Genomic DNA, 17,512 nt, shown 5'->3' on the forward strand with positions numbered 1-17,512 from the left:
GCGTCGCCGTCCACCCTGGCCCTCGCCACGCAGACCATCACCGGCCTGCACAGCAACCCGTCCGGGGTGAACGCCGGCCAGGTCGGTCTCGTCTCCGACGGCGGGTCGTCCGCGTGGACCTTCGCGATCGCCGGGCTCGTCGTCGCCGGCCTCGTCGGCCTCGCGTTCGCTCGTCGCCCCGCCACGCAGCGCGACTGATCCGAGCATGACCACCACACCGCAGCCCGAGCAGGCCCTCGCGCCCGCCCGGGCTGCGGTGCGCCCCCGACCCGCACGCGTGCTCGCGGCCGTCGTCGCACTCGGCACGACGCTCGGCCTGCTGACCGCGTGCACCGGTCCGGCGCCCTCTGCCGGACCGGTGGTCGCGGCGTCGCCGTCCACCCTGGCCCTCGCCACGCAGACCATCACCGGCCTGCACAGCAACCCGTCCGGGGTGAACGCCGGCCAGGTCGGTCTCGTCTCCGACGGCGGGTCGTCCGCGTGGACCTTCGCGATCGCCGGGCTCGTCGTCGCCGGCCTCGTCGGCCTCGCGTTCGCTCGTCGCCCCGCCACGCAGCGCGACTGATCCGAGCATGACCACCACACCGCAGCCCGAGCAGGCCCTCGCGCCCGCCCGTCGACGTGGCGGTGGGGGCGGCGATCACCGTGACCTCCGCCGACGGCGGCGTGCGCGAGTACCGCGTCGTCGGCGTCGAGAGGATCGCCAAGGAGGGTGCGCCCGTGGACCAGTGGTTCGACCGGTCCGGCGCGCCGCGACTGGTGCTTGTGACCTGCGGTGGCACGTTCCGCCGCGACATCGGGCACTATACGGACAACGTCGTCGTCACCGCCGAGCCGATCGGTGGGTAATGATGACGATGCTGCTGACCAGGGAGGAGCCGTCCGTGAGCGCACCCGGGACCGGGTCCGCTGACTCGTCGCGCCCTGGGCACCGGCTCGACCCGGACGGCGAGGGTGTCGAGGAGCTCGGTGCCGCGTTCGCGCGCGGCGACGAGACGGCTATCGCGGAGGCCTACCGACGCTGGTCTGCGCTCGTGCACACGATCGCGCTCCGCTCGCTCGGCAGCGTCACGGACGCTGAGGACGTGACGCAGCAGGTGTTCGTCGAGGCGTGGCGCAGCCGCGAGCGGTTCGACCCGGACAAGTCCCGGCTGCCCGCCTGGCTGCTCGGGATCACGCGGCACGTCGTCGCCGACACGCACGAGAAGCGCGCGCGCGACCGGCGGCTGCGGGACAAGACCGTGGCCGGCGCGTCCGACCTGCCCGTGCCGTCCGTCGACGGCCGCGTCGTGGACCGGGTGGTCGTCGCCGACGAGCTCGACCGGCTGGGAGACCCGCAGCGCACGATCCTGCGGCTCGCGTTCTTCGACGACCTCACGCACGACCAGATCGCGACTCGGCTCAACCTGCCGCTCGGCACCGTCAAGAGCCACGTCCGGCGCAGCCTCGCCCGGCTGCGGACCCGATGGGAGGTGGATGGTGCCGTTCGATGAGTCCCACGTGGACGACGACGTGCTCGCGCTCCTCGCCCTCGGCGAGCCGGCGGGTTCGGCGTCGGACCTTGCACACATCGAGGAGTGCGAGCGGTGCACCGACGAGCTCGACTCCCTGCGTGACGTGGTCGGGCTGGCCCGCGCCGGCGCTGCGGAGGGTCCGCTCGTCGCGCCCGCTCCGCAGGTCTGGGACCGCGTCGCCGACGAGCTCGGCCTCGAGTCCGCCACCCGCGCCCCGGCCACCGTCGTGCCCCTCGACTCCCGTCGCCGACGCCCGAGCGCGTGGGGCTGGATCGCCGGTGCCGCGGCCGCGGGCCTGGTGGTCGGCGGCGGCGGTGCCTGGTGGGTGGCCAACCGCGCCGACCCGGTGACCGTGCAGGCCACCGCGACGCTCGAGCCGCTGCCCGGCTGGGACGCGTCCGGGTCCGCCGTGGTCGAGACGCGATCGGACGGCAGCCGCGTGCTGGTCGTCGACCTGTCCAAGGACACCCCGTCCGACGACGCGTTCCGTGAGGTCTGGCTGCTCAAGCCCGACGTCAGCGGGCTGGTCAGCCTGGGCACCCTCGAGGGCACCTCCGGCCGGTTCGACCTGCCGGCGGGGCTCGACCTCAGCCAGTACTCCGTGGTCGACGTGTCCGAGGAGCAGTTCGACGGCGACCCGGCCCACTCCGGCGACTCGATCGTGCGGGGACCGCTGGAGGCATGAGAACGCCCCCTCCGAGGGGAGGGGGCGTCTCGTCGTGCGTGCGTCAGACGGCGGGCGGCGCCGCCGGCGGCGGCTGCTGCTGGTACGTCTGCTGCACCGGCGCGGCCGGCGGGGCCGCGGGGGCCGCCTGAGCGGGCGGTGCGTTGGGAGTGGTGCGCTGCTCGACGACGGCAGTGTGGGACGTGTTGCTGCGCTGGTTGTTGAGCACGATCGCCAGGATCAGTGCGATGACACCGGCGCCCATGCAGATGTACCCGATCACCGTCAGGTTGACCCCGTCGACGGCGTCGCTGACGCCGAACGAGAGGATCGCGCCGATGACGATGAGGGCGATTCCGCCTCCGATACCCATGTCGGTCCTTCCGTCGAGCCGCACGGTTGTCGCGCGGCCTTGACCGGTGAGTCTGGTGCCGACCGGGCGACCCCGCACGTCGAGAGCGCTCGTCACCCGAGGATCTCGGGATACTCACCCGATCGGGCGAGGACGTGCTCCGCGAGGAACGTCTGCACCACCTGGTACCAGACGATGGCGTGCTGCGGGCTGAGCACCCAGTGGTTCTCGTCCGGGAAGTACAGGAACCGGTGGGGGGTCTTCCCCTCCTCGTCGGCGGGCAGGCCGCTCTTCGCCAGCAGCTCGTACCAGAGGCGCAGACCCTCGCCGATGGGCACCCGGTAGTCCTTGTCGCCGTGCACGACGAGCATGGGCGTGACGATCTTGTCGACGAACCGGTGCGGGGAGTTCTCCAGCGCCATCTCGTCGGTCATCTCGCGCTGCCAGTAGTAGGCGGCGTCGGTCGTCGGACCGAACTGGTCCAGGGCCCACAGGCTCGCGTGCGTGACGATCGCCCGGAACCGGTCGGTGTGGCCGGCCACCCAGTTGGCCATGTAGCCGCCGAACGAGCCGCCCAGCGCGGCCGTGCGGGTCTCGTCGATGTCGTCGCGCGCCTCCGCCACGTCCGTGATGGCCATCAGGTCCGTGTACGGCGCCGCGCCCCACGCACCCCAGCCGGCCTGGATGAACTCCTGACCGTAGCCGGTGGACAGCGCCGGGTCGGGCAGCAGGACGGCGTACCCCTGCGCGACGAGGATCCACGGGTTCCACCGCCACGACCACGCGTTCCACGACCCCAGCGGGCCGCCGTGGATCCAGAGCAGGAGCGGCGCCTTCTCCGTGGTCCCGTTCTCCGTGGTCCCGGGAAGCGCCAGCCAGGCACGGACCCGCCGGCCGTCCTCGGTCGTCGTCTCGATCTCGGTCAGGGTGCCGGGCAGCTCCGGGGTCGCGGCCGGGCTGCGCAGCGCCGTCGTCGCCCCCGTCTCCAGGTCGATCCGCACCGGGTGCGACGGCGCCTCGTACGACGACCGCAGCGCGAACGCGACCGTGCCGTCCGGGCTGACCGACACGTCGGTGAACGTCGCGTCGTCGCTGGTCACGCGCGTGACCTCGTCCTTCTGCAGGTCGACGCGGAACACGGGGCTGCGGCCGTCGTCGTCGGCCGTCACCAGCAGCCCCGCACTGTCCGGCAGCCAGACCGCGCCCGTCGCCCAGCGGTCCCAGCTGTCGACGAGCGTTCGCGCGTCACCACCGGCCAGCGGGACGACCTGGAGCGTGACGCGCGGCGCGACGTGCGGCGTGGACAGCGACTCGCGCGCGAACGCCACCCACTGGCCGTCGGGCGAGATGACGGGCGACCAGAGGTCCGCCTGCAGGTCGTCGACCAGCACCCGGTGCTCCCCCGACGCCACGTCGATCGCCACGAGCCGCCCCCGCTGCTCGCCCTTGGCCAACGGCAGGTTCCAGCCGGTAACCACCGTGCGACCGTCGGGGCTGATCGCCGAGCCCTGCTCGACGAGCGCCGAGCGCGCGCCCGGCGTGAGGTCCGTGAGGGTCAGCCGCGGGTCCTTGGCACCTGCCAGGGGCGCGACGACGTCCGTGCCGACCTCCGCGACGAACAGGTGCGGCGACTCCGGCCCCAGGTCGTGGTCCCAGAACCGGACCGGATAGCCGTCGTGCAGGATCGCCGCGACCTTCTTCTCCTTGCGCGTCTTGCGCAGCTTCTCGTCCGTCTCGGCGTCGCTCGCACTGGGCAGGACGTCCGAGCCGACCAGGACGACGTCGGCGTCCTTCGCCACGTGCACCCCGCCGAGACCAGCCGCCCGGTCCGCCACGACGCGTGCCTCCGCACCGTCGCGCGGCAGCAGCCAGAGCGCCGGGACCGGCTCGTCGTCGCCGCCGCCGTCCTTGCCGTCCGGGTCCGGCCGCGCGCTGGTGAAGAGGAGATCGCCGTTGCTGGTGAACGCGGCGCTCGACTCACCCTTGGCGCTGCGTGTGAGCCGGCGCGCCGGCTTCTCACCGGTCGGGTCGACCTCCCACAGGGCGGTCACGAACTTGGTCTTCTTGGAGTCGAGCGTCGCGACGCTGGTCACCAGCCGCGTGCCGTCCGCATTGAGGACCAGCCCGCTCAGCCGAGGGATGCCGACGTACTGATCGAGGTCATGAAAGGGCGTCGAAGTCATGCGCACCGTCCTACCACCCCGACCTGGGCGCCGTCCGCCGAGTTGTTGGGCCGGGTTGCCGTGGGCGGTTGCGTCTCGCACTCGTTGCGACCAAGCCCTGAGTCACGCGATCGACCCTCTATCCGTCACTGAAGGCTTGATGCCACGGTCCGTGAGGCGGCGAACGAGCCATGAGTTCGGTCAAGTCGCTGCTTGGCGTCACTCATGGCTTGCCCGCCTTGGTCAGCGCACTTCGGATCGCCACGGGGATGACGGTCCGAGCGGCGATGTCGGCAGACGTGAACCGCAGCAGGTCGACGTTCCCTGTCGCCAGCAGCGCGTTCTGGCGTCGTCGGTCGTGCAGGACCGCCTCAGGCGTCTCGTGAAACTCTCGCCCGTCGATCTCGGCGACGAGCCATCGACCAGCCCCMAGTCGCCAGCCCAGATCCCCACGCCCCAGCAGTTGACCGTTCGACGCCCGGATCGCGACCTGCAGCTCGTCGGGTGGGAGACCGGCATCCGTGCACTGCAGCCGCGCGAACGACTCGAGCGGCGACTCTGCTCGAGGATCGACCAGGTCCCACCACGAGTCGCACTGGGCTGAGCCGCGGCGTCCGCGAACCCGCGACCGCACCGCGTCGAGCGCATGGCGTGGCAGCAGACCCCGGTACAGCACGTCGTCCAGGACGGCGATCGCGTGGTCGCGCGGCAGCTCAGGCACCGCGTGCACCAAGGCCGGCACCAGCGCCGCGATTGATCGGCTGCCGAATCGCTCGATCTCGATCGAGCCGAACTGCCGCACGCGGATGCCGTCACGCGTCCGTCGCGGGTGCACCGAAGGCAACGCGACCTCCGGGACGATGTCCAGCGGCAGCCCTCGCACGCCGTGCAATGCCAGCGCGCACGGTCCGACGGCGATTGCCGAGGGACCGTGCGCGAGCAGCCCGACCCATGCGGCGCGTCGTCGACAGCTGTCAGCGTCCCGGCGTCGGCCCATCGCCGGCGTCAGGTCGTAGACGCCGTGCGTCACTCGCCGCCATTCCCCAGACCGCACCCGTCGCGCTCGCTGACCTGCGGCGATGCCCGCGTCGTCACACTGCGCCGAAGCCACCAGCCCCTCCTGGCGGAAGGCGAGCGAGAGAAGAGACGGTGGGAGAGGTGCCAGGGTGCGCATGGCGCAATGGCACGCACCTGAGGAAGACGAAGGGCGCCTTCACCGTGGTCGGTGGACAGCGGTCGTCCGCGGCGGGCTGCGGGCGGCTCACAGCACGGTGCCCGGCTGGTATGGCACTGGTTCCGGGCTGGTGCGATCGGGGTCGCCGAGCCAGCGCGCCTGCGACGTCGTCGTCACAGGGTTGTCCACAACTGGGTGGGCGGCCGTGACGGGGAGTGTCCGTTTTCGGTACGTTCGCCCGCATGCCCAGGTGGAGCGGTCGACGCGCACGTGCCCTGCTCGTTGCGCCTGTGACTGCGTTGCTGCTCCTGGCCGGGTGTACCGAGGGCGCTCCGACCGCAACCGAGTCCTCCACGGCGCCCCCGGTGGAGTCGCCCACGCCGACGCCTTCTCCCACCCCGACCGAGACCCCCGTGGTGGACGTGACCGTGAAGCCCGAACGGCCGGCGGCGCTGGACGAGCCGCCGAGCGTGGATGGCGCGGTGGCGGTGGCGGAGTACTTCCTGCTGCTGTTCCCCTACGTGAACGCCACCGGCGATCTACGCGAGTGGAGTTCCCTGACTCATCCAGAGTGCATCTTCTGCGCGAGCGTAGTGGCCGGCGTCGAGGCCAAGATCGCCGCACAGCATCACGACGAGGGCGGCGCGACGACGATCACGTCCGGCTCAGCAGCCGAAGTCGATCCGGGTTCCTTCTACTCCGCCAAGGTGGAACTAGTCCAAGCGTCCTCAGCAACGCTCGACTCGACGGGCTCCGTTGTCGAGTCGTTCCCCGGACCATCGACCTACCTCGTCGACATGGCTCTCGTCTGGGAGAACTCGACCTGGCGCGTCCGAGAAGCAACTCCCGTCGAGGTGGCTGCTCGGTGACCTCTCGGCGGACCGTCTCGAGTGCCATTGCTGTGCTGCTTGTGATTGTTGCGGCTAGCGGCGCATCGGCAGACAGTCTCGGTGGGCACGCCGCCGGCGACTCGATGAACCTAACCGCCTTCCGAGGCGAACAAGAGCTTCGCGCCTACACCCGTGCAGCCGTGTCTCCCCGGATCGAGCTCTTCCAGCTCCGCCGCGCCGCCCTCTGCAACGTCACCTCCGGCACCCTCGAGTCCGACATCGGCGGCGCGTGCGCCCCGGAGGACGGCTCCGTCGTCCCCAACTGCGACGGCGACCCACCGGTCCAGCCCCTCTGGCGCCGCGACCGCGCCACCCCCGTCGACCCGTGGCAACCCTGGCGCATGATCGCCGGCTGGGCCTGCCCGGGCGACCTCCTCCCCACCCTCACCGCAGAGGACTTCCGCCGTCTCCCCATCGCCCCGCAGATCATCCAGATGCAGCCCGACCGCGGCTGGGTGCTGGTCAACAAGGAGACGATCGTCCTGACCGACCCCGCCGAGCAGACCTTCCGCACGGACCTGTTCGGCTACGGCATTGACGTCGTCGCCACCCCGACCCAGTACACGTGGGACTTCCGCGACGACACCAAGCACCTGACCACCRACAGCCCCGGCCACCCATACCCGGGCTTCGACGTCTTCCACGTCTACGAAGAACCGGGCACCGCCGCGATCAGCCTGACCACCACGTGGTCCGGCCGATACCGGGTGGACGGCGACGGCACGTGGCGCGAGGTCGTCGGCACCGCCGAGACGACGAGCACCACGGCGCCGTTCGAGGTCGTCGAACGGCGATCGCACCTGGTCGCCGAGGACTGCAACGAGAACCCCGACCAACCCGGGTGCGGCTGAATCAGGCGCGCAGAACCGCGGGGTCAGGTCCTCGGGGGCAGTTCCGGGTGCGCGTCGCGGTCGGCCAGCTGCGCCAGCATCGCGTTGTACTCGTCCATCTCGAGGTCCCCGTCGCGGTCGACCTGGCGGTCGCGGCGGCGGGCGGTGCGGTCGTCGTCGCGGGACCAGGCGATCGCGACGCCGATCGCGAGGGCCAGCGTCGGGAGCTCCCCGATGCCCCAGGTGATCGCACCGCCGGCCTGCTGGTCGGCGATCGCGGACGCGCCCCAGGGGCGGCCCATGAGACCGAACCAGTCGGCGACCAGCAGCACGTCGCCGGTCACGAGAGTCACGCCGAAGAAGGCGTGGAACACCATCGTCGCGAACAGGAGCAGGAGGCGCTGCGGGTAGGGGAGCCGGCGCGGGCCGGGGTCGATGCCGACGAGCGCGTTGACGAACAGGTACCCGACGGCGGTGAAGTGCACGACCATCGCCAGGTGGCCGACGGGGCTGCGCAGCGACCACTCGAACAGGCCGGAGTAGTAGAAGAGCAGCATCGACCCGATGAAGTTCACCGCGGCGACGACGGGGTGCGCGAGGAAGTGCCCGACGTGGCTGTCGACGAGCGTGAGGATCCACTCGCGCGGGCCGCGGGAGGCGTCGTCGCGCAGCTGCGTGGACCGCACGGGGAGGGCGCGCAGGGCCAGGGTGATGGGTGCGGACAGGGCGAGGAACAGGGGGACGACCATCGCGAGCACCATGTGCTGGACCATGTGCGCGCTGAACAGGACGTGCCCGTAGAGGGCGGGTCCGCCGTTCGTCACCCAGAAGAACAGGACCATGCCGACCGTCCACGACGCGGCACGCAGCAACGACCAGGAGTCGCCGCGCCGGCGGAGCCGGAGCACCCAGCGCCAGTAGACGATCAGGCCGGCGACGGCCGCGGACGCGAGCACGAGGTCCCACCGCCACTCGGTGAACCAGCGAAGACCGGAGGGCTCCGGCGGCAGCGGGTGACCCGTCAGCTGGTAGGCCGGGGACTGGTCGAGCGGCGGTTCCTCCGACACCGGCGGAGCAGTCTCGCCGAGTGCGACGGCGACCCCGGAGACCGCCCCCATGACGGTGAGCTCGACGAGCACGAGGCGCCAGAACAGCCAGTCGCTCGTGCGCGTCGCCAGCCGCGGCAGGATCGACCGGCGGTGCGCGAGACCGAGCAGACCGAGCACCCCGAACAGGACGACCTTGGCGAGCAGGAGGATGCCGTACGAGCTGGTCAGGTCGGCCCAGCCGTTGGTGCGCAGCAGTCCGTTGACCAGGCCCGACACGGCGACCGCGGCGAAGCACCAGCCGGCGATGGCCGAGTACCGCGCGACCGACGCGGACAGGTCGGTGCCGACGCGCCGGACCAGCAGGGCCAGCGCGGTGAGCGCCCCGATCCAGATCGCGGCGCCGACGAGGTGCACCACCATCGACGACGTCGCGATGTCGTGCCCCGAGGCCCCCGCGGCGTGCCCGAGCTGCGCCTGCTGCCAGAGCGCGACCAGCACGAGCGCCGCCGTCCAGGCCGCGCCGGTCGGCGTCGCGACGACGAGCGCCAGGGCGGTGACCACGGCCGCGACGGTGGTGATCAGCAGGAGCGTGCGCCCGAGGTCGATCTGCGTGACGAACACGCCGAGCTCGGCGCCGAACGTGGCCGAGTCGAGGGTCCGGCCGGCGACGCTCGCGTACGTGAGGACGAGGTGCGCGATCGACAGGAGCGTCCACGCGCCTGCGGCGAAGCCGGCCAGGAGCGTGCTGCGCGGGTACGCCCGCCCGTCCGCGGTGCCCACGCCGGCGCGGGCCGCGCGCGTCGACGCCACCTCCGCGCGCCGCGGCAGCACGCACACGGCGAGCACCAGCGCGCCGAGCGTCACCGACCCGGCGAGCTCGGTGAGCACCTCGGCGGCGGGCAGGCCCCAGCGGACGGCCGCGCCCGGGTCGCGGAGCAGTGCGGGCAGCGCGGCGCCCGAGAACGCGACGCCGAGCAGGGCGGCCGCGACCGCCGCGAGCACGAGGACGACGACGCGCCCCGGGCTGGGAGGCCGACGCTCGTCGACCCCCGGCCCACCGGCACCTGCGCGGCCGGCGCTCGTCACCGGCGCAGTCATCTGACCAGCGTAGGTCGCCGCGAGCGCCCGGGAGACATGCCGTCGGTCACTGCGGCGACGAGCCCGGCCGCGCGCCCGGAGACGTCGGCTCGCGCCGCCTCAGCAGCAGCCACGCGACGATGCCACCGACCACCACGAGGACCGCCGCGATCCCGATCAGCACCCCTCCGGAGACCCGGCCCTCCGCTGTGGGAGCGGGACTGGGACTGGGAGTGGGAGTCGGTGAGGGCGAAGGCGTGACCTCCGCCGAGGTCGTCGGCGTCGGGGACGCGGTCATCGTCGGCGCGGGCGTCGCGACCCCGTACGACGTGGCCTCGGCCGCGGTGAACCGGAACTGGTCCTCGATGGGGTGCCCGTCCTCCGAGGTGACCCGGTACAGGACCGTGTACTCGCCGGCCGGGAGCTCGCCGGTGACCGCCTGCGAGACGGTGTTGTCGACGAGGACCGGCGGCCCGACGTTCACCATGCGCTGGTCGGACGCGTGCACCATGATCGTCGCCCCGACGGGCAGCACCGGCTCGCTGAAGGTCAGCGTGATGATCTCGGGCACCATCGGCACGGTCGAGCCGGCCGCGGGGTCGGTGCTCTGCAGGACGTTGTGGGCCTGCGCGGCGGGCGCGCCGAGGACCAGGGTGGCCAGCGCGAGGACGAGGCCGAGGAGCGCCGCGAGGGCGTGGCGGGCAGGGTGCAGCGATGGCATGACGGATCCCAGGGGTGGAGACGAGAGGTGGGCGGGCGCACGCGCGCGGGCCCCTCGACACCCGGTCAGCGCGGGGGGACCACGGGCGACTGCCACGCGGGTGGGCCGCGCAGCGGGACGGCGTCGCGCCACCAGGCGTACCCCGACCACGGGACCTCGGCGGGCGTCGGCAGCGAGGGGCGCGGGACGACGACCGCCGGCTCCGGCGTGCCGAGCAGCGGGCTCAGCCAGGCGGCGAGCCACCAGAGCGCCCGGTCGGCGGCGACGAGGACGAGGGCCGCGGCGACGGACGCGGCCACGTGCAGGACGAGCATCGCGGGGGCGCCGAGCAGCGGCTGCGCGAGCGTGACGTCCGCGGGCGTGCACGATGCCTGCGTCGCCATGACCATGCCCGGGTGGTGCACGTGCCCCTGCAGCGAAGCCTGGCCGGGGAGGCATGCCACGGTGGTGAACAGGCTGAACGACGAGTGCACCGCGAGCTGCCCGACCCCGAGCAGCGCGAGGGCACCGACGGGACCGAGCCGACGGGCGGTCAAGACCACGGCAGCTGCGAGCGCGACGGCGGTCAGGGTGACCAGCACGACCGACGGCGGCAGGGTTCCCCCGGCCAGCACGTGCGCGAGGGCCCCGAGCGCGACGGTGACCGCGGCGACCATCCCGGCGCGCACCAGGCGCAGCGGACCGGTCTCGGGCGCAGGCATCCCGACACGGTAGCGGGCGCCGCGACGGACGTCCCAGGTGCGAAGCGATTATCTGCGGGCGGGCGAGATTCGGGTGGCGGGGAACACATATCGGGTGGCCGGTTGTTGCGACACGTCGCAGGATGGTTGTCCTGCGCAATCAATCCGCGAGAAGGTCCGATGTCGCAGCAGAGCACCGCCCCCACCGACGCCGCACCGGCCACCTTCACGCCGCCGACCCACCGCGAGATCCTCACGATCCTCGGCGGCCTGATGCTCGGCATGTTCCTGGCCGCGCTCGACCAGACCATCGTCGCGACGTCCATCCGGACCATCGGCGACGACCTGCACGGCCTGTCGCTGCAGGCGTGGGTCACCACGGCGTACCTGCTGACCGCCACGATCTCGACCCCGCTGTACGGCAAGCTCTCCGACATCTACGGCCGCAAGCCGCTGTACATGATCTCGATCTCGATCTTCGTCGTCGGCTCGCTGCTGTCCGGCACGGCCGACTCGATGTACCAGCTGGCCGCGTACCGGGGCATCCAGGGGCTCGGCGCGGGTGGCCTCATGGCGCTGGCGATCACCATCCTCGGCGACCTCGTCGCGCCCCGGGAGCGGGCCCGCTACCAGGCCTACTTCCTCGCGGTGTTCGGCACGTCGTCGGTGCTCGGGCCGGTGGTCGGGGGGTTCTTCGCGGGCGCCGAGACGATCCTCGGCATCGCGGGCTGGCGCTGGGTCTTCCTCATCAACGTGCCGATCGGGATCATCGCGATCCTCGTCATCTCGCGCGTGCTGCACCTGCCGCCGCTGAAGCGCGTCGACCACCGGATCGACTACCCGGGCGCGATCGCGCTCGTCGTGGCGCTGGTCCCGCTGCTGGTCGTCGCCGAGCAGGGCCGCATCTGGGGCTGGGACTCCCCCCGGTCCATCGCCTGCTACGTGATCGGCGTGTTCGGCGTGGTCGCGTTCATAGTCGCCGAGCGGTACGCCAAGGCCGACGCGATCCTGCCGCTGTACCTGTTCCGGAACCGCACGTTCTCGGTCGGCGCGGGCGCCAACACGGTGATCGGCCTGGGCATGTTCGGCGGCCTGGCGACGCTCCCGCTGTACCTGCAGATCGTCAAGGGCCAGTCGCCCACCCAGGCCGGCCTGACGCTCATCCCGTTCACGCTCGGCATCATGACCGGCTCGATCGTCGCGGGTCAGATGACCTCCCGCACCGGCCGCTACAAGGTGTTCCCGGTGATCGGCACGATCCTCATGGGCATCGGCGCCCTGCTGTTCTCGCGCCTCCAGGCCGACACCGGCCTGCCCTACGTGTTCGCGGTGTCCATCGTGTTCGGACTCGGCCTGGGGCTCACCATGCAGCCTCTGGTGCTCGCCGTGCAGAACGCGGTGCCCGTCCGCGACATGGGCGTGGCCACCTCGTCGTCGCTCTTCTTCCGGCAGATGGGTGGCACGCTCGGCACCGCCGTGTTCCTCTCGGTGCTGTTCTCGACCGTGGGCGGCAACATCGCGTCGGCGTTCCGGACCGCGTCGGCGACCCCCGAGTTCCAGGCGGCCGTCGCCGATCCCGCGGTGCAGGCGGACCCGGCGAACGCGCCGGTCCTGTCGATGCTGCAGGGCGGCGGGACGGTGCCGTCCCTGGACGACTCGTCCTTCATCAACAACCTCGACCCGCGGCTGGCGCAGCCGTTCCTCGACGGCTTCGCGCAGTCGGTGGACACCGTCCTGCTGCTCGCCGCGATCATCATGGCGTTCGGCGTGATCCTCACGGTCCTGCTCCCCGAGCTCCCGCTGCGGAACGTGTCCGGCATCCAGGGGCGGTTCGACGATGACGCCGCGGCCGCCGCTCAGCCGCAGCCCGCCGCCGCCGCGACCGCTGTCGGCGGGGTCGCGGGGATCGTCGCCGACGAGGCGGCGGTGGATCGCGCGGAGGCGCAGAGTCCGCGACCCTGAGAACTGGTGCCGGGATCGCTGAACCTGGACGCCCTCGGCATCGTGACACTGGTGACGGTCCCGAGCACCATGTCCCACGGAGGTGGAGATGTCCCGGTCGACGAGCGAACTTCCTGCAGCACCGCCCAGCGCGCACGCCTGTGACGGCTGCCTCGACCGCCGGGAGGTGCTCGTCCGGGCCGGTGTCGTGACGATGGGCGTCGCCGCGGTGGGCGTCCTGGCGGCCTGCGGCGGCGGCACCGAGACCCCGTCGGGCGGCTCGTCCGCGGCGGCCAGCGGGGGCGCACTGGCGCAGGTGTCGGAGATCCCGGTGGGCGGCGCGATCTCCGCGACCGGCGCCGACGGCAAGCCGATCTTCCTCGTGCAGCCCGAGGCCGGCACCGTGATCGGCCTGTCGGCCATCTGCACCCACCAGGGCTGCACGGTCGCGGTCGACGGCGAGGAGCTGGCGTGCCCCTGCCACGGCTCGATCTACGACCTGACCGGTGCCAACGTCTCCGGCCCGGCCGACAAGCCCCTGCCCGCGGTCGACGTCCACGTGAGCGACGGCGCGGTCCTCCCGGGAAAGGCCTGAGCCATGATCCTGCGCGTGCTCGTCGCGATCTGCGTCGCGGTGTCGGCCGTCGTCCACCTCTACCTGTGGCAGGACGGGATGAAGTCCGTCGACGTGGTCGGCCCGGCGTTCCTGCTCAACGGCGTCGGCGGCCTGGTGATCGCCGTCCTGGTGCTCGTCTGGCGGCACTGGCTGCCGCTGCTCGGCGCGGTGGGGTTCGGCGTCGCCACGCTGACGGCGTTCCTCGTCTCGACGACACCCGGCGGGTTCTTCGGGGTGCACGAGCAGTGGGTGGGCGTGCCGGTGTGGCTGTCGGCCATCTCGGAGATCGGCGCGATCGTGCTGGGCATCGCGGCGATCGTCGGGGAACGCCGGCGCTCCCCGGTCAGTCCAGCGGGAGCGGCTGCCCGTCGAGGATGAGCCGGCCCGCGCGGGCCTTGGTCTCGAACGTGTCGGTGTGCCACAGCGCGCTGAGCGTCTCGACGTCCTCGATCGTGTACCCGGCGGACCAGAAGGCGTCCACCTCGGCCTGCTCGGGGAGCGCGACACGGCCGGGTGCCACGGGGGGCGTGTCGCCGTCCAGGAGCAGCTGCCCGGCGCGCGCCTTCGTCTCGGTGGTGTCGGTGTGCCAGAGCTCCTCGAGCGCGGTGACGTCCTCGGGGGTGTAGCCGGCACCCCAGAAGGCCTCGTACTGATCGCGGGTGTAGCCCGCCGGCATCGCCGACCACTCGATGCCCACCGACTGCACGACGTCCTCGAACCTGCGTGCCGCGTCCGAGTACGGGTTCGCCGCCGCAGCCGCACCCGCTCCGGCGACGGCCAGCGCGGAGGTGACGACGCCGGCCACGACCAGCTTCCCGCCGCGGCGCGTGAGGGTGGTGACCGTGGCCTCCGGCTGGTGCGCGAGCTCGGCCCTGAGCCGGGCGGCCACGACGGCAGGGTCCGGCTGCTGGGCCTCACGCGAGTGCAGCGCACGGGTGATCCGCGCGATCAGCTCGTCGTCCTGCGAGGGGTGCTCGTTCATCACTGCTCCGGTCGGGTCGAGAGGTCGGTGTCGCGCAGGGTCGCCAGCGCGCGGGAGGCGTGCGAGCGGACGGTGGCAGGCGAGGTGCCCAGGACCTGGGAGATCTCCACGTCGCTGAGACCCTCGTAGTACCGGAGCACCAGGACCGCGCGCTGGCGGGGCGGGAGCGCCTCGAGGTGTCGCCACATCGCGTCCTGGTGCACGACGTCGTCGGCGTGGTCGCCGTGCGGGTCGGCGTGGGCGGCGAGGACCTCGTCGGCGGCGGGCCGGATGGTCCGCACGTGCCAGCGGCGGCGCCAGGACAGGTGCTCGTTGGTGACCATCCGGCGCAGGTACAGGTCGGGCCGTTCCAGGAGGGCGATCCGGGTCCAGCGCACATGGGCGCGCAGGAGCACCTCCTGCACCAGGTCGGCGGCGGTGTGCCCGTCGCCGGTCAGCACGGTCGCGTACCGGAGCAGCCCAGCCAGGTGGACGCGGACGAGGTCGTCCAGCGCGGGCTCCACGATCGGGATCGCGGCGCTGTCGACGCTCATCGGCGGACCCCGACCAGGTCGCTCAGCAGCGCCCCTTGGGGCAGGGGGGCCGGATCGAGGCAGCGGGAGAGCAGGGCCTCCACCAGCGCAGCGCGCCCGACGATCGCGGGTCCGTCGACGTCACCGGGCAGGATCCGCACCTCCACGGTGTCCCGCAGGGGTCTGTCGGTCAGCAGCTGGGTGAGGTTCACGTCGGCGTACTTGGTGACGCCCGTCGACCGCGCCGCCGCGAGGGTGAAGCCGGGCTGCTCGACGAGTTCGAGCAGCGCGTCCGGCAGCGGCGCCAGCCGCCGGCAGGCGGGGTTGGTGCCCAGGGCCGCCCACAGCTCCTCACGCCAGTGGCCGAACAGCCGGACGAGGTTCGCGAACGCCTCCGGCCGACGGAACGGCGCCCCGTCCACGTGCAGGTGCACCGCCGCCTCCTGCGGGACCGTGAACCCGAGCTCGCGGGCCGGGCCGAGCAGCCGCTCCAGTGCGCGGAGGTGGTCGGTGGCCAGCGGCGGCGTGATGATCTCGCACGGTCGCTCCCGGCCGGCCGGCAACGGCATCGCGACGGCGACGGTGGCGCCCCGGGTGTCGTCGACGCGCACCGCGGAGCCGACCACCTCGGCGCGCACCCCGAACAGCTCGGCCACCGGGTCCAGTACGGACCGCAGGGGCGCGTCCGGGTCCGCGTGCCGCTCGATGAGGCGCAGCAGCCGGGCGTCGTCGCACAGGACCCGGTACCAGCCCCGGTGCCCGGGGCGTCCGGGCACCGGGACCAGATCGGCCTCGAGGGTGATGTCGTCGACGAGCCGCGCCACGGGACGTCCGTCGGCGTCGACCACGTCGAACGCCGGCGACAGGTGCCGGAAGACCCCGACGCCGGGCACGACCGACGGCTCGGAGTCGGTGTGGAAGGACCGCCGCACACGGCCGTCGCAGCGCGCCGCGAGCTCGTCGGCCAGCACCTGCCGGTCGGAACCGGCGGGTGCCAGCAGCTCGATCTCGAACCCGGTCCGCAGCGACAGCTCGTCCACAGCGTCTCCTCGCACTCGTCGGGGTCAGGAGGTCGCGGGGGTACCGCTCGGGGCCACGGGAGGAGTCTGCCCGTCGAGGATCATCTGGCCGGCACGCGCCTTGGTCTCGCCGAACTCGCTGTGCCAGAGCTCCGCGAGCGCCTCGACGTCCTCGCCCGTGTACCCGGCGCCGAAGAGCGCATCGAGCTGCTCGCCGGTGATCTCGACCGTCGGGGACGACTCGCCGCCGCCCGGCGCGACCGGCACCGGCTGCCCGTCGAGGAGCAGCTGACCGGCGCGGGCCTTGGTCTCGGTGGTGTCCAGGTTCCACAGCGCGCCCAGCTCGTCGACATTCTCGGGCGTGTACCCCGCTCCCCAGAAGGCCTCGTACTGCTCCGGCGTGTACCCGTCGGGCATCGTCGACCAGTCGACGCCCGCCGACTGGAGGATCTCGGTGACCGACCGCGACAGGGCCGACGTCGGCGCGGCTGCCGTGGCGACACCGGTGCCGGCGACGCACAGACCGGCGGCGACGGCTCCGACGGCCACGAGGCGTCGGGTGCGGGTGGTGCTGGCGTTCATGGGGTCCTCCGGGGAGCAGCGTGCGGATGGGCGTACCCCTCTAGAACGCGGCTCGACCCCCAGGTGTGGAGTCCGGGCTCAGACTCCCTCGAGCAGTCGGCGCTCGTACGCCGCCACCACCTGCGCGGAGGTCCAACCCTCGGTGCCGACGGCCTGGTCGCGGCCCACGTACGGTCCGCGGCCCCGCTCGGCACCGAGCCAGCACGCCTCGTCGAGGAACACCGCCCGCGCCTGCGCGAACGACCGCGATGCGAACAGGGTGCTGGCGGAACCGAGTTCCCGGTAGCCGACGACGAACCCGTCGGGCCCGCCCTCGAAGGTGATGCACTCGTCGCCGCCCGGACCGCCGCCCACCGTGAAGTCGACTCCGTCGAGCAGCCCGTTGTCGAGGGCGTCGTCGCGCAGGTCCACGAGGTCCGGGGACGACGGGACCGACTCTGCCGACTCTGGTACCGCACCCGGAGCGGACCGGACGGCGTCGGCCACCTTCACCAGGATCCGGAACCGGCGCAGGTCGCGGACGGTCAGCGGGACCAGGTTGGTGTCGAGGAACCGCACGGCGTCGCCGTCGACCTCGTCGACCCGGACCAGGCCGTCGACCACCAGAGGGCTCGTGGTGTCGACCCGGTACCGGTGCGCCACCGGACCGAGGGCCGTCCGCAGCAGGACGTCACCGCGCTCGTAGCCGACCCGGTGGAGCTCGAGGTCGTCGTGCGCCGTGAGGGTGCGGGTCATCCCGCGAGTGTC

General features: G+C 72.6%; 20 protein-coding genes and 1 pseudogene. 10 read left to right on the forward strand and 11 right to left on the reverse strand.

The window, feature by feature from the left end:
* From AC1DXT_RS00005 to AC1DXT_RS00025, 5 genes and pseudogenes are all read left to right on the forward strand, one after another.
* Positions 1-198: pseudogene (locus AC1DXT_RS00005) on the forward strand (DUF4397 domain-containing protein); the annotation flags it as partial.
* Positions 199-205: 7 nt separating this feature from the next.
* Complete coding sequence (locus tag AC1DXT_RS00010) at positions 206-565, forward strand: hypothetical protein (protein WP_477059339.1); 360 nt, start codon at positions 206-208, stop codon at positions 563-565.
* 62 nt (positions 566-627) lie between these two features.
* A complete protein-coding gene (locus AC1DXT_RS00015) occupies positions 628-849 on the forward strand; it encodes a class F sortase (protein WP_477060783.1) in 222 nt (73 codons plus the stop codon).
* A 35-nt stretch (positions 850-884) separates the two neighbouring features.
* On the forward strand, positions 885-1,493 hold the full coding sequence (locus AC1DXT_RS00020; RefSeq protein ID WP_477059340.1) for an RNA polymerase sigma factor: 609 nt from the start codon (positions 885-887) through the stop codon (positions 1,491-1,493).
* 7 nt (positions 1,494-1,500) lie between these two features.
* Complete coding sequence (locus tag AC1DXT_RS00025) at positions 1,501-2,199, forward strand: anti-sigma factor (RefSeq protein ID WP_477059341.1); 699 nt, start codon at positions 1,501-1,503, stop codon at positions 2,197-2,199.
* 43 nt (positions 2,200-2,242) lie between these two features.
* Here AC1DXT_RS00025 and AC1DXT_RS00030 read toward each other — a convergent pair whose 3' ends face one another.
* The 3 genes from AC1DXT_RS00030 to AC1DXT_RS00040 form a co-directional block, all read right to left on the reverse strand.
* Positions 2,243-2,551, reverse strand: a complete 309-nt coding sequence (locus tag AC1DXT_RS00030; protein ID WP_477059342.1) for a DUF6458 family protein — start codon at positions 2,549-2,551, stop codon at positions 2,243-2,245.
* A 92-nt stretch (positions 2,552-2,643) separates the two neighbouring features.
* Positions 2,644-4,713 (reverse strand): S9 family peptidase, encoded by a 2,070-nt coding sequence (locus AC1DXT_RS00035; RefSeq protein WP_477059343.1) that lies wholly within the window; start codon positions 4,711-4,713, stop codon positions 2,644-2,646.
* 202 nt (positions 4,714-4,915) lie between these two features.
* Positions 4,916-5,866, reverse strand: a complete 951-nt coding sequence (locus tag AC1DXT_RS00040) for a type IV toxin-antitoxin system AbiEi family antitoxin domain-containing protein (protein ID WP_477059344.1) — start codon at positions 5,864-5,866, stop codon at positions 4,916-4,918.
* 413 nt (positions 5,867-6,279) lie between these two features.
* On the opposite strand from AC1DXT_RS00040, the gene AC1DXT_RS00045 reads away from it, so the two are divergent.
* On the forward strand, positions 6,280-6,735 hold the full coding sequence (locus AC1DXT_RS00045) for a DUF6318 family protein (RefSeq protein WP_477059345.1): 456 nt from the start codon (positions 6,280-6,282) through the stop codon (positions 6,733-6,735).
* Positions 6,736-6,896: 161 nt separating this feature from the next.
* The gene (locus AC1DXT_RS00050; protein WP_477059346.1) at positions 6,897-7,607 is read left to right on the forward strand and encodes a hypothetical protein; all 711 of its coding nucleotides are present in this window, start codon (positions 6,897-6,899) and stop codon (positions 7,605-7,607) included.
* A gap of 23 nt (positions 7,608-7,630) precedes the next feature.
* On the opposite strand, the gene AC1DXT_RS00055 is transcribed toward AC1DXT_RS00050, so the two are convergent.
* The 3 genes from AC1DXT_RS00055 to AC1DXT_RS00065 all read right to left on the reverse strand — a co-directional run bounded on the left by AC1DXT_RS00055 (position 7,631) and on the right by AC1DXT_RS00065 (position 11,134).
* Positions 7,631-9,733 carry a bifunctional copper resistance protein CopD/cytochrome c oxidase assembly protein gene (locus AC1DXT_RS00055; protein WP_477059347.1) on the reverse strand — a complete coding sequence of 701 codons (2,103 nt, stop codon included), beginning with the start codon at positions 9,731-9,733 and terminating at the stop codon, positions 7,631-7,633.
* A gap of 46 nt (positions 9,734-9,779) precedes the next feature.
* Complete coding sequence (locus tag AC1DXT_RS00060) at positions 9,780-10,433, reverse strand: copper resistance CopC family protein (RefSeq protein WP_477059348.1); 654 nt, start codon at positions 10,431-10,433, stop codon at positions 9,780-9,782.
* 65 nt (positions 10,434-10,498) lie between these two features.
* The gene (locus AC1DXT_RS00065; RefSeq protein ID WP_477059349.1) at positions 10,499-11,134 is read right to left on the reverse strand and encodes a hypothetical protein; all 636 of its coding nucleotides are present in this window, start codon (positions 11,132-11,134) and stop codon (positions 10,499-10,501) included.
* Positions 11,135-11,293: 159 nt separating this feature from the next.
* Between AC1DXT_RS00065 and AC1DXT_RS00070 the strand changes: the two genes are divergently transcribed.
* The 3 genes from AC1DXT_RS00070 (at position 11,294) to AC1DXT_RS00080 (ending at position 14,048) form a co-directional block, all read left to right on the forward strand.
* A complete protein-coding gene (locus AC1DXT_RS00070; RefSeq protein ID WP_477059350.1) occupies positions 11,294-13,075 on the forward strand; it encodes an MDR family MFS transporter in 1,782 nt (593 codons plus the stop codon).
* An 88-nt stretch (positions 13,076-13,163) separates the two neighbouring features.
* Positions 13,164-13,649 (forward strand): QcrA and Rieske domain-containing protein, encoded by a 486-nt coding sequence (locus tag AC1DXT_RS00075; protein WP_477059351.1) that lies wholly within the window; start codon positions 13,164-13,166, stop codon positions 13,647-13,649.
* A 3-nt stretch (positions 13,650-13,652) separates the two neighbouring features.
* Entirely contained in the window at positions 13,653-14,048 is a 396-nt protein-coding gene (locus AC1DXT_RS00080; protein ID WP_477059352.1) for a hypothetical protein, read from the forward strand.
* Here AC1DXT_RS00080 and AC1DXT_RS00085 read toward each other — a convergent pair.
* The 5 genes from AC1DXT_RS00085 to AC1DXT_RS00105 all read right to left on the reverse strand — a co-directional run bounded on the left by AC1DXT_RS00085 (position 14,014) and on the right by AC1DXT_RS00105 (position 17,500).
* A complete protein-coding gene (locus AC1DXT_RS00085) occupies positions 14,014-14,652 on the reverse strand; it encodes a hypothetical protein (protein ID WP_477059353.1) in 639 nt (212 codons plus the stop codon). The genes AC1DXT_RS00080 and AC1DXT_RS00085 overlap by 35 nt on opposite strands.
* Complete coding sequence (locus tag AC1DXT_RS00090) at positions 14,652-15,185, reverse strand: RNA polymerase sigma factor (RefSeq protein ID WP_477059354.1); 534 nt, start codon at positions 15,183-15,185, stop codon at positions 14,652-14,654. Before AC1DXT_RS00090 ends, AC1DXT_RS00085 begins: the two co-directional genes overlap by 1 nt.
* On the reverse strand, positions 15,182-16,204 hold the full coding sequence (locus tag AC1DXT_RS00095; RefSeq protein WP_477059355.1) for an amidoligase family protein: 1,023 nt from the start codon (positions 16,202-16,204) through the stop codon (positions 15,182-15,184). The genes AC1DXT_RS00090 and AC1DXT_RS00095 overlap by 4 nt, the downstream gene beginning before the upstream one ends.
* Positions 16,205-16,228: 24 nt before the next feature.
* Positions 16,229-16,765, reverse strand: a complete 537-nt coding sequence (locus AC1DXT_RS00100; protein WP_477059356.1) for a hypothetical protein — start codon at positions 16,763-16,765, stop codon at positions 16,229-16,231.
* Positions 16,766-16,843: 78 nt separating this feature from the next.
* Positions 16,844-17,500 (reverse strand): hypothetical protein, encoded by a 657-nt coding sequence (locus tag AC1DXT_RS00105; protein ID WP_477059357.1) that lies wholly within the window; start codon positions 17,498-17,500, stop codon positions 16,844-16,846.
* Between the last annotated feature and the right edge of the window lie 12 nt (positions 17,501-17,512).

It is taken from the genome of Cellulomonas sp. P1_G12_2 (assembly GCF_056405535.1).